The organism is Phytobacter ursingii, assembly GCF_001022135.1.
Taxonomy (GTDB): domain Bacteria; phylum Pseudomonadota; class Gammaproteobacteria; order Enterobacterales; family Enterobacteriaceae; genus Phytobacter; species Phytobacter ursingii.
In genome coordinates this window covers 5152976-5164074 of record NZ_CP011602.1, presented here as the reverse complement: position 1 = coordinate 5164074, position 11099 = coordinate 5152976, and the positions used below count along the sequence as shown (strand labels likewise).

11 protein-coding genes, 1 tRNA gene and 1 rRNA gene are annotated in these 11099 nt (G+C 51.7%); 5 read left to right on the top strand and 8 right to left on the bottom strand.

Going from position 1 to position 11099, the window contains the following annotated elements; all coding sequences use genetic code 11:
- Positions 1–210: 210 nt before the first annotated feature.
- A tRNA-Glu gene (locus AB182_RS27950) sits at positions 211–286 on the bottom strand.
- An 84-nt stretch (positions 287–370) separates the two neighbouring features.
- Positions 371–1912 (bottom strand): 16S ribosomal RNA (locus AB182_RS27945).
- A 472-nt stretch (positions 1913–2384) separates the two neighbouring features.
- On the opposite strand from AB182_RS27945, the gene AB182_RS27940 reads away from it, so the two are divergent.
- A complete protein-coding gene (locus tag AB182_RS27940; protein WP_047372893.1) occupies positions 2385–2933 on the top strand; it encodes a gamma carbonic anhydrase family protein in 549 nt (182 codons plus the stop codon).
- Here AB182_RS27940 and AB182_RS27935 read toward each other — a convergent pair.
- The 6 genes from AB182_RS27935 to dprA are packed head-to-tail and all read right to left on the bottom strand — an operon-like array spanning position 2915 to position 6647.
- Positions 2915–3172, bottom strand: coding sequence for a DUF1488 family protein (locus tag AB182_RS27935; protein ID WP_047372892.1), 258 nt, complete (start codon positions 3170–3172; stop codon positions 2915–2917). The genes AB182_RS27940 and AB182_RS27935 overlap by 19 nt on opposite strands.
- Positions 3169–3987, bottom strand: coding sequence for a shikimate dehydrogenase (gene aroE / locus AB182_RS27930; protein WP_047372891.1), 819 nt, complete (start codon positions 3985–3987; stop codon positions 3169–3171). The genes AB182_RS27935 and aroE overlap by 4 nt, the downstream gene beginning before the upstream one ends.
- Positions 3988–3991: 4 nt before the next feature.
- Positions 3992–4564 carry an L-threonylcarbamoyladenylate synthase type 1 TsaC gene (gene tsaC, locus AB182_RS27925; RefSeq protein WP_047372890.1) on the bottom strand — a complete coding sequence of 191 codons (573 nt, stop codon included), beginning with the start codon at positions 4562–4564 and terminating at the stop codon, positions 3992–3994.
- Positions 4554–5111: a DNA topoisomerase family protein gene (locus AB182_RS31170; RefSeq protein WP_071845968.1), complete on the bottom strand. Its 558-nt coding sequence runs from the start codon at positions 5109–5111 to the stop codon at positions 4554–4556. Before AB182_RS31170 ends, tsaC begins: the two co-directional genes overlap by 11 nt.
- A gap of 26 nt (positions 5112–5137) precedes the next feature.
- On the bottom strand, positions 5138–5611 hold the full coding sequence (gene smg / locus AB182_RS27915; protein WP_039076830.1) for a DUF494 family protein Smg: 474 nt from the start codon (positions 5609–5611) through the stop codon (positions 5138–5140).
- Positions 5583–6647 carry a DNA-protecting protein DprA gene (gene dprA, locus AB182_RS27910; protein WP_380081277.1) on the bottom strand — a complete coding sequence of 355 codons (1065 nt, stop codon included), beginning with the start codon at positions 6645–6647 and terminating at the stop codon, positions 5583–5585. Before dprA ends, smg begins: the two co-directional genes overlap by 29 nt.
- Positions 6648–6834: 187 nt before the next feature.
- On the opposite strand from dprA, the gene def reads away from it, so the two are divergent.
- Genes def through trkA form a run of 4 tightly spaced genes read left to right on the top strand, consistent with a single transcriptional unit; the run spans position 6835 to position 11043 of the window.
- Positions 6835–7344: a peptide deformylase gene (gene def, locus AB182_RS27905; RefSeq protein ID WP_039076828.1), complete on the top strand. Its 510-nt coding sequence runs from the start codon at positions 6835–6837 to the stop codon at positions 7342–7344.
- Between the two features lie 14 nt (positions 7345–7358).
- Positions 7359–8306, top strand: coding sequence for a methionyl-tRNA formyltransferase (fmt, locus tag AB182_RS27900; RefSeq protein WP_047372887.1), 948 nt, complete (start codon positions 7359–7361; stop codon positions 8304–8306).
- Positions 8307–8354: 48 nt separating this feature from the next.
- Positions 8355–9644, top strand: a complete 1290-nt coding sequence (rsmB, locus tag AB182_RS27895) for a 16S rRNA (cytosine(967)-C(5))-methyltransferase RsmB (RefSeq protein WP_047372886.1) — start codon at positions 8355–8357, stop codon at positions 9642–9644.
- 22 nt (positions 9645–9666) lie between these two features.
- On the top strand, positions 9667–11043 hold the full coding sequence (gene trkA, locus AB182_RS27890) for a Trk system potassium transporter TrkA (protein ID WP_039076825.1): 1377 nt from the start codon (positions 9667–9669) through the stop codon (positions 11041–11043).
- Positions 11044–11099 lie beyond the last annotated feature (56 nt).

The following is an 11099-nucleotide window of genomic DNA, read 5'->3' as shown; positions in this document are numbered from 1 at the left end:
GAAGATGTTTCTTTCGATTCATTCTCGCGCTGTAAAAATTTGAGAGACTCGAACACACTGTCATCTGTTCTTATTACGGAGAACAGACACTGTGTGTCGTTTCAATTTTCAGCTTGATCCAGATTTTTAAAGAGCAAATATCTCAAACATGACTCGTGAGTCAGTTTTGAGATAGCAGGGCAGGCGACTTTCACTCACACAACCAGCAAGTGGCGTCCCCTAGGGGATTCGAACCCCTGTTACCGCCGTGAAAGGGCGGTGTCCTGGGCCTCTAGACGAAGGGGACACAAAGTCTGCTTCGCAAGACGCCTTGCTATTCACTTTTCATCAGACAATCTGTGTGAGCACTGCAAAGGCAGGTTCTTTAAGGTAAGGAGGTGATCCAACCGCAGGTTCCCCTACGGTTACCTTGTTACGACTTCACCCCAGTCATGAATCACAAAGTGGTAAGCGCCCTCCCGAAGGTTAAGCTACCTACTTCTTTTGCAACCCACTCCCATGGTGTGACGGGCGGTGTGTACAAGGCCCGGGAACGTATTCACCGTGGCATTCTGATCCACGATTACTAGCGATTCCGACTTCATGGAGTCGAGTTGCAGACTCCAATCCGGACTACGACGCACTTTATGAGGTCCGCTTGCTCTCGCGAGGTCGCTTCTCTTTGTATGCGCCATTGTAGCACGTGTGTAGCCCTGGTCGTAAGGGCCATGATGACTTGACGTCATCCCCACCTTCCTCCAGTTTATCACTGGCAGTCTCCTTTGAGTTCCCGGCCGGACCGCTGGCAACAAAGGATAAGGGTTGCGCTCGTTGCGGGACTTAACCCAACATTTCACAACACGAGCTGACGACAGCCATGCAGCACCTGTCTCACGGTTCCCGAAGGCACTAAGGCATCTCTGCCGAATTCCGTGGATGTCAAGACCAGGTAAGGTTCTTCGCGTTGCATCGAATTAAACCACATGCTCCACCGCTTGTGCGGGCCCCCGTCAATTCATTTGAGTTTTAACCTTGCGGCCGTACTCCCCAGGCGGTCGATTTAACGCGTTAGCTCCGGAAGCCACGCCTCAAGGGCACAACCTCCAAATCGACATCGTTTACGGCGTGGACTACCAGGGTATCTAATCCTGTTTGCTCCCCACGCTTTCGCACCTGAGCGTCAGTCTTTGTCCAGGGGGCCGCCTTCGCCACCGGTATTCCTCCAGATCTCTACGCATTTCACCGCTACACCTGGAATTCTACCCCCCTCTACAAGACTCAAGCCTGCCAGTTTCGAATGCAGTTCCCAGGTTGAGCCCGGGGATTTCACATCCGACTTGACAGACCGCCTGCGTGCGCTTTACGCCCAGTAATTCCGATTAACGCTTGCACCCTCCGTATTACCGCGGCTGCTGGCACGGAGTTAGCCGGTGCTTCTTCTGCGGGTAACGTCAATCAACACGGTTATTAACCGTACTGCCTTCCTCCCCGCTGAAAGTGCTTTACAACCCGAAGGCCTTCTTCACACACGCGGCATGGCTGCATCAGGCTTGCGCCCATTGTGCAATATTCCCCACTGCTGCCTCCCGTAGGAGTCTGGACCGTGTCTCAGTTCCAGTGTGGCTGGTCATCCTCTCAGACCAGCTAGGGATCGTCGCCTAGGTGAGCCATTACCCCACCTACTAGCTAATCCCATCTGGGCACATCCGATGACAAGAGGCCCGAAGGTCCCCCTCTTTGGTCTTGCGACGTTATGCGGTATTAGCTACCGTTTCCAGTAGTTATCCCCCTCCATCGGGCAGTTTCCCAGACATTACTCACCCGTCCGCCACTCGTCACCCGAGGAGCAAGCTCCTCTGTGCTACCGTTCGACTTGCATGTGTTAGGCCTGCCGCCAGCGTTCAATCTGAGCCATGATCAAACTCTTCAATTTAAAAGTTTGATGCTCTTAGAATTAAACTTCGTAATGAATTACGTGTTCACTCCAGAGACTTGGTATTCATTTATCGTCCGGGGACGTTAAGAATCCATGTCACTTTGAGTGCCCACACAGATTGTCTGATAAATTGTTAAAGAGCAGTGCAACGCGGCTTTCGCTCACCGTTGCGAGGTGGCGTATATTACGCTTTCCTCTTTCAGAGTCAACCCGTTATTTCAGGATTTTTCTCTTCGTTGTTCCGACCATCTCGTGAAGTGTTTCACATTGTCGTCTCAACGGAGGCGCATTATAGGGATCCCATTTTTTTGCACAAGCGTTTTTTCGATCTTTTTTACTGATTGTTGTTTTTTCGCCCTTTTCGCTGAGATCCCGTACGATCTGTTCGAATTATGACAAGTAAAAGGCTTGCAGAAGGACGTTATTGCCACCAAAGTCTTCTTCACAACCTGTTTTTGATGAGGTAGCTATGTCCGCAGTTCTACGTCCTTATAGAAATTTGTATCCTCAAGTCGGTGAAAGAGTAATGGTCGATGCCACCAGCGTTGTGATCGGCGATGTCCGTATTGCTGATGATGTCGGTATCTGGCCGCTGGTCGCTATCCGCGGTGATGTTAACTATGTAGAGATAGGGGCGCGCAGTAATATCCAGGACGGTAGCGTATTACACGTTACGCATAAATCTTCTTATAACCCCGAAGGTAATCCGCTGATCATTGGCGAAGATGTGACGGTAGGACATAAGGTCATGCTGCATGGCTGTATTATCGGCAATCGCGTTCTGGTTGGTATGGGGTCCATTTTATTAGATGGCGCGGTTATCGAGGATGATGTGATGATTGGCGCGGGCAGCCTGGTTCCGCAAAATAAACGCCTTGAGAGCGGTTACCTTTACCTTGGAAGTCCAGTGAAACAGATCCGCCCGCTAAAAGAAGAAGAGGTCGCTGGGTTAAAATACTCGGCGAACAACTACGTGAAATGGAAAGATGAGTATTTGGCTCAGGATAACCAGATATAGCCCAGCTCATCTTCTTGCTGCTCACGGATCAACTGTTCGGCCTCGTCTTCCAGATCCCAGCGGTTTTCCCGGAACAACGCCAGCCACAACGCTGGCGAATTGCCCCCAAAACGATCCGCCAGAATCTCAGCACGCATAATGCAGGTAAGTTGCAAGCCGTTCACCAGTGCAGGAAAAAAAATCGCCTGCTGTACGTCATTCCATTCCTCCCTGTCGGGAAACTGAATAGACTGGTTCATTCCGCCAGTTCCCTCTGGAGCTGTTTAATAACAGATTCTATATCTGGCAATACACCATGCCATAGCAGCACCGAATGTGCCGCTTGCCCCACCAGCATCCCCAAACCATCGGCACATCGTTGCGCACCATGCTGCTGACACCACGCCAGGAAAGGCGTGCTGCCTTTTTGATAGAACATATCGTAGCAATAAAGCTCTGCATGAATGAGAGACTCAGGGAGTTCGGGCACCGCTCCATCGATACCGCTGGAGGTGGCATTAATAATGAGGTCGAATTCATGGCCTGCCAAATCGGATAACGCAATCGCATTCACGCTGCCGGTGTGAGCAAAAAGCGTTGCCAGTTCTTGTGCGCGAGCTAACGTCCGGTTTGTTATTGTCACTGCACAATCCAGCGAAAGCAGTGGGAGCAGTACACCTCGTGCGGCGCCACCCGCACCAATCAGTAGGATGCGAAATCCGGGCCGGATAAATGACAAGCGTTCCAGATCGCTTAACAACCCAATTCCGTCAGTGTTGTCACCCAGCAAGCGCCCATCTTCAAGACGTTTTAACGTATTTACCGCACCCGCAAGCGCAGCACGTTCGGTAAGTTCGTCTGCCCGGCTGAACGCTTCCTCTTTAAAAGGTACAGTGATATTGGCACCTTTCCCCCCCGCAAGGAAGAAAGCCTCAAGCGTATTGATGAAAGCATCCATTGGCGCCAGTACACGACCATAAGGATGTTCAATCTTTAATTGGGCTGCAAATTGCGCGTGGATGAACGGCGATTTGCTATGTGCGATTGGATTACCAAATACAGCGTAGGATTCCATAGCGTTAACCTTGACGGAATAATTCGCCGGTGAGGGCGTCGCGAATTTCAGAAGGATTCTGGCGGCCACCCGTTTTCCCTTCCACGACAGGGAAATCGGCACCAAATTGCTGGCGTACTTCGTCATCCGTTCGGCAAGGAGGTAAACCGGTCAAGTTTGCACTGGTTGATACCAGCGGTTTGCCATACGCTTCGCATAACGCAATCACGAGCGGGTGATCGGTAACGCGTACTGCCAGAGAATCAAAACGCCCGGTCAGCCAGCGCGGCGTGGTGGCTTTGGCAGGAAATACGAATGTCACAGGTCCTGGCCAGCAGGCGAAAACGGCCTGCCGCTGGGCCTCGCTCAGCATGCTGTCGTCTATATAGGGTTTTAACTGCTCGAAGCTGGCGGCAATGAGGATAAGCCCTTTCTCGATCGGGCGCTGTTTCAACTCAAGCAGACGATTTACAGCAATCTCGCTGTCCGGGTCACACCCAACACCGAAAACTGCCTCTGTGGGATAGGCGATGACATCTTTATTTTTCAGGACCGCCACCGCAGCCGCGATGGGATCCAAATGCAGGTTATTCTTCACGGGTCTGTTCCGCCGTTACCGGCTTTCCACATTGTTTACTGGCGCAGAAACATCGGGTGCCTTGCGCCGTTTTTTTCTCGATCAGTAGCGGGTAGTGGCATGTTGGACACTCCCCTGCCACGGGTTTGAAATTGATAACGAACTGACAATCGGGGTAACGATCGCAGGAATGGAAGGTTTTGCCAAATCGCGACCGTCGTTGGATCAAGTGCCCGGTCTGGCACTGCGGACAAGTGATCGCAGTGTCATCGGGTTTATCTATTTGCTCGGTATGTTCACACTCAGGATAGTGGCTGCAGCCAATGAACATCCCGAACCGCCCCTGTCGCAATACCAGTACGGCACCACAAATGGGGCAGTCTTGTCCTTCCAGAATTTTGACGACATGCCCATCCGCCTGACTTTTCAGCGGACGGACGTAATCGCATTCCGGATAGTGAGAACATCCGAGAAACGGACCATGCTTGCCGGAACGAATAACGAGTTCAGCCCCGCACTGTGGGCAGGGCTCGTTGTTACGCACCGTAAACAGTGCTGATTTGGCCATAAGGACTCTGGAAGCTGCAAAAATGATTAATGCAGCATACCTTCATTCACTTCAAAGAGTAATTCTTCCATTTGCTGGTAAGCGTTTTCGCATCCTGGAATGTTAAACAGAACCATCAGAATGACCCATTTCAGGTCCTCCAGTTCGAATTCTGCCGTATCCAGCGCCAGCACTCGTTCAATCACCATCTCACGTGTTTCGAGGTTTAGCACCTGAATCTGCTCCAGGAATAGTAAAAATCCCCGGCAACTGGCATCCAGCCGTTCACACTCTTCTGGCGTATAAATACGCACGGAGAGCGGGTCAGAAGCAAGCTGCATCGGTTCGGCGAGGCCTTCCTGATAATCAGCCAGCTTTTCAAGCCACAGAAGCGCGTTGTAGATATCTTCACGATCAAAACCAGCGTCGGTAAGGTCCCGTTCTAGTTTGTCCTGATCTACCCGCATTTCAGCTTCGTTATGGATGTAAGTCTCAAACAAATACATTAGTACGTCGAACATGGCTTGCCCTCCTTAATCGGACATAGCCGCCGGGTACAGCTGCGATCCACCCTGCTAACTCCAGTTCAAGTAGCTGAGCCACAGTTACTGGCACAGGTTGGCCGGCACGTTCAGCGACGACGTCAACAGGTGTTACCTCATCTCCTACGTTAGCCAGGAGCTCGGGAAATGGCAATGCCACCTCTTCTTGATCTGGAGAATAAATTGAATTTTCGTTACCCGAAGGCAACCAATGTAGCCCGTATTGTAAATTTTCCAGGATTTCTTCTGGCGAGATAACCAGAAGCGCCCCCTGCTGTATCAACCAATGCGGCCCTTCGCTACCGGGATTTCCAACCGGGCCGGGGAGTGCAAAAACGTCACGCCCCTGTTCCGCCGCACAGCGTGCAGTGACTAATGAACCGCTGCGTAAAGCAGCCTCGATAACCAGCACCCCACGACTAAGCCCACTGATAATGCGATTTCGCCGAGGGAAATTGCCTGGATAAGGCGTGGTCTTGAGAGAAAATTCGGAGACGAGCGCCCCGCCATTGGCAATGATATCGGCGGCAAGGGAGACATGGCGTCGTGGATAAACGGTAAAAAGGCCATGCCCCAGTACACCAATGGTTTTACCCTGCGCGTTAAGTGCTGCGCGATGTGCGACACTGTCAATTCCAAGCGCTAGCCCGCTGGTAATCGTTAAACCGCTTCGCGCCAGCGCCTCACAAAACAGTGTACCCCAGCGTTCGCCGTACCATGAATGTGCCCGGCTACCGACGACAGCAAGCTGCTGGTTCACCAGCGCATCTGGCTCCCCTTTAATAAAAAGCGCTCCCGGGTAATCTGCAATCGCCCGTAATTGTTGAGGATATTGCTGCTCGCAGGCGAGAATAAGATGATGCTGCGGCTGCTCAAGCCACAGCAGACTCTCTTCGATTTCATGTGAACTCATTGCCAGAAACCGTCTGGCCTGTTTTGCCGTTAAGCCACTTGCGGTTAACGTCTCAACATCAATCACGGCACTGTTTGCCAGATTTTGCGCCGCGCTGAGCATCCCCTCACCGAACAAATCGCCTGTATATATCAGGCGCAACCATATTTCTGTAGAAGTCATCTGCGTCCCTGCCATAAATAGCTCGCCCAATCCTTGCGATTGGTCACCGATGCTGTCAATCAGAGGGGGATTTGTCTAGAATAGAAGGGATAATCTTTCTTACTCCTGAACACGACTCTGGATATTTATGGCAGTTTTGCAAGTGTTACATATTCCGGACGAGCGTCTTCGCAAAGTCGCCGCGCCGGTAAAAGAAGTTAATGCAGAAATTCAGCGTATCGTCGACGATATGTTTGAAACGATGTATGCGGAAGAAGGTATTGGTCTGGCTGCAACCCAGGTGGATATTCATCAACGCATTATCGTTATTGATGTCTCTGAAAATCGCGATGAGCAACTGGTGTTAATTAACCCAGAACTGCTGGAAAAAAGCGGCGAGACGGGAATTGAAGAGGGTTGCCTCTCTATTCCAGAGCAACGAGCGCTTGTTCCGCGTGCCGAAAAAGTGAAAATCCGTGCGCTGAACCGTGAAGGCCAAACCTACGAGCTGGAAGCAGATGGTCTGTTGGCGATTTGTATCCAGCATGAGATGGATCATTTGGTCGGTAAATTGTTTATCGATTATCTGTCGCCGCTCAAGCAACAACGTATTCGTCAGAAAGTTGAAAAACTTGATCGCATGAAAGCGCGAGCTTAAGGATAAGAATCCACGTGTCAGATTCACTACGCATTATATTTGCCGGCACACCTGATTTTGCAGCGCGTCACCTCAACGCGCTGCTCTCTTCTGAGCATCAGATCGTTGGCGTATTCACTCAGCCTGATCGTCCTGCCGGACGCGGCAAAAAATTGATGCCGAGCCCGGTCAAAGTGCTGGCTGAAGAGAAAGGGATTCCGGTATTTCAGCCAGTGTCTCTTCGTCCACAGGAAAATCAACAACTCGTTGCCGATTTGCAGGCCGATATCATGGTGGTTGTCGCCTATGGCCTCATCTTACCAAAAGCCGTTCTGGAGATGCCTCGTCTCGGTTGCCTGAACGTACACGGCTCTTTGCTCCCACGCTGGCGTGGTGCAGCGCCGATCCAACGCGCCCTTTGGGCGGGTGACAGGGAAACTGGCGTCACCATCATGCAAATGGATGTCGGGCTGGACACGGGCGATATGCTTTATAAGCTCTCCTGCCCGATCACTGCCGAAGATACCAGTGCGACACTTTACGATAAGCTGGCACAACTTGGTCCACAGGGTTTACTCGCAACGCTGACGCACATTGCAACCGGTACGGCAACACCCGAGGTGCAGGACGAAGAGCGGGTTACCTATGCAGAAAAACTCAGTAAAGAAGAAGCGCTTCTTGACTGGTCTTTGTCGGCGGCGCAACTGGAGCGTTGTATTCGAGCCTTCAATCCATGGCCAATGAGCTATTTCGTCATTGATGACCAGCCGGTTAAGGTCTGGAAGGCATCGGTGATAAACACCCAGGCTAAAGCCGAACCCGGCACCATTATTGAAGCCAATAAGCAAGGCATTCAGGTTGCCACGGCTGAGGGCATTTTGAATCTTGAATCGCTCCAACCCGCCGGTAAAAAAGCGATGAATACTCAGGATCTCCTAAACTCCCGGCGGGAGTGGTTTACGCCGGGTAATCGCCTGGTCTGACAATTATCTTTAAGCCCGGTATTACCGGGCGTTTTTATTTTCGTGGCTATGAAAAAAAATATTAATTTACGCAGCATGGCGGCACAGGCCATCGAACAAGTCGTTGAACAAGGGCAATCCCTGAGTAATGTTCTGCCGGCGCTCCAGCAGAAAGTCTCCGATAAAGACAAATCATTGCTGCAGGAGCTCTGCTTTGGTGCTCTGCGAACACTCCCACAACTGGACTGGCTCATCAACAAACTGATGTCCCGCCCGATGACGGGTAAACAGCGTACTGTGCATTATCTGATTATGATTGGCCTGTACCAGTTGCTGCATACCCGCATTCCGGCTCACGCTGCGCTGGCCGAGACCGTTGAAGGTGCCGTTGCTATCAAGCGCCCACAGCTTAAAGGATTAATTAATGGTGTCCTGCGTCAGTTCCAGCGCCAGCAAGACGTCTTACAAGCTGAGTTTGAACAGAGCGAACAACGCTTCCTGCACCCAACCTGGTTGCTAAAACGCCTGCAAAAAGCGTATCCGCAACAATGGCAACATATAGTAGAAGCCAATAATCTGCGTCCACCGATGTGGTTACGCGTGAATCGTAACCACCACTCCCGCGATGCCTGGCTGGCTCTGCTGGCTGAAAGCGGAATGGAAGGATTCCCTCATCCGGGCTATCCCGATGCCGTACGCATGGCCTCCGCGGTTCCTGTTAGCGCATTACCAGGATTTGATGAGGGCTGGGTCACCGTACAAGATGCTTCTGCCCAGGGATGTATCACCTTCCTTGAACCGCAAAATGGTGAACGCATCCTGGACTTGTGTGCCGCGCCCGGCGGTAAAACCACGCATATTCTTGAAGCCGCCCCGCAAGCCAGTGTTCTGGCTGTCGACATTGATGAGCAACGCCTTTCCCGCGTCTATGACAATCTTAAACGCCTGGGAATGAAGGCTGAGGTGAAGCAAGGTGATGGACGTCACCCTGCGCAATGGTGCGGTGATGAAAAATTCGACCGTATTTTGCTGGATGCGCCCTGCTCGGCAACGGGTGTAATCCGCCGCCATCCGGATATCAAATGGTTGCGTCGGGATCGTGACATCAGCGAACTTGTGCAATTACAGGCTGAGATCCTTGATGCTGTCTGGCCACATCTCAAACCAGGCGGTACGCTGGTTTATGCCACGTGCTCCGTTTTGCCGGAAGAGAACAGCCAGCAAATTGCCGCATTCATTTCACGCACGCCTGATGCTCGCTTAAGTGTGACGGGAACGCCAGAACGGCCTGGGCAACAGAATCTGCCTGGAGCCGAAGAGGGTGACGGCTTCTTTTACGCTAAGCTTTCCAAACAATGAGTAGGATAACGGGTCGCAGCTGATGAAAATCATAATACTGGGCGCGGGACAAGTCGGCGGTACGCTGGCGGAAAACCTGGTCGGTGAAAATAATGACATCACCGTCGTGGATACTAACGGCGATCGTCTGCGTAGTCTGCAGGACAAATTTGATTTACGCGTTGTCCAGGGACATGGTTCACATCCACGCGTGCTGCGTGAAGCAGGTGCAGACGACGCGGACATGCTGGTTGCGGTAACCAGTTCGGACGAAACAAATATGGTTGCCTGCCAGGTGGCCTATTCACTGTTTAATACGCCAAATCGTATTGCTCGCATCCGCTCCCCGGATTACGTCCGAGATGCAGACAAGTTGTTCCATTCCGAAGCGGTGCCTATCGACCACCTTATCGCCCCCGAGCAACTGGTCATCGATAGCCTTTATCGATTGATTGAATATCCAGGGGCATTGCAGGTCGTGAATTTCGCCGAAGGGAAAGTCAGCCTCGCCGTCGTAAAAGCCTATTACGGCGGACCTCTGGTAGGAAATGCGCTATCAACGATGCGCGAGCATATGCCGCATATTGATACCCGCGTCGCCGCCATCTTCCGCCATGACCGTCCAATTCGTCCGCAGGGTTCAACGATTGTCGAAGCCGGTGATGAAGTCTTTTTCATCGCCGCGTCTCAGCATATTCGTGCCGTAATGAGCGAGTTACAGCGTCTTGAAAAACCTTATAAGCGCATCATGCTTGTTGGCGGCGGTAATATCGGCGCTGGGCTGGCAATGCGTCTGGAAAAAGATTACAGCGTCAAATTGATCGAGCGCGATCAGCAACGCGCGGCTGAACTGGCAGAAAAACTACAAAACACCATTGTGTTTTATGGTGATGCATCCGATCAGGAGTTGTTGGCAGAAGAACATATTGATCAAATGGATCTCTTCATAGCCGTCACAAACGATGATGAAGCGAATATCATGTCTGCCATGCTGGCCAAGCGAATGGGCGCCAAGAAAGTCATGGTGCTAATTCAACGACGCGCCTACGTCGATCTGGTACAGGGAAGCGTGATCGATATTGCGATTTCACCACAGCAGGCTACCATTTCTGCGCTGCTGAGCCATGTGCGTAAAGCAGATATCGTGGGTGTGTCATCGCTGCGCCGCGGAGTGGCTGAGGCGATAGAGGCTGTGGCGCACGGTGATGAGAGTACATCACGCGTCGTCGGGCGTGTCATCGATGAGATTAAGTTACCGCCTGGTACAATTATCGGCGCTGTCGTACGCGGCAATGATGTCATGATCGCCAACGACAACTTACGCATCGAACAAGGTGACCACGTCATCATGTTTCTTACCGACAAAAAATATATTACCGATGTTGAGCGCCTGTTCCAGCCCAGCCCTTTCTTCCTCTAATTATCGGGCGTCGCAACTGGCGCCTTTTATTTAACCCTGGATTTATCAGTGTTAAA

Coding starts and splice junctions, on each gene's coding strand:
- smg (WP_039076830.1), bottom strand. CDS start 5,611: ATGTTCGACGTACTAATGTATTTGTTTGAGACTTACATCCATAACGAA.
- def (WP_039076828.1), top strand. CDS start 6,835: ATGGCAGTTTTGCAAGTGTTACATATTCCGGACGAGCGTCTTCGCAAA.
- aroE (WP_047372891.1), bottom strand. CDS start 3,987: ATGGAATCCTACGCTGTATTTGGTAATCCAATCGCACATAGCAAATCG.
- trkA (WP_039076825.1), top strand. CDS start 9,667: ATGAAAATCATAATACTGGGCGCGGGACAAGTCGGCGGTACGCTGGCG.
- AB182_RS27940 (WP_047372893.1), top strand. CDS start 2,385: ATGTCCGCAGTTCTACGTCCTTATAGAAATTTGTATCCTCAAGTCGGT.
- dprA (WP_380081277.1), bottom strand. CDS start 6,647: ATGCTCAGCGCGGCGCAAAATCTGGCAAACAGTGCCGTGATTGATGTT.
- AB182_RS31170 (WP_071845968.1), bottom strand. CDS start 5,111: ATGGCCAAATCAGCACTGTTTACGGTGCGTAACAACGAGCCCTGCCCA.
- rsmB (WP_047372886.1), top strand. CDS start 8,355: ATGAAAAAAAATATTAATTTACGCAGCATGGCGGCACAGGCCATCGAA.
- AB182_RS27935 (WP_047372892.1), bottom strand. CDS start 3,172: ATGAACCAGTCTATTCAGTTTCCCGACAGGGAGGAATGGAATGACGTA.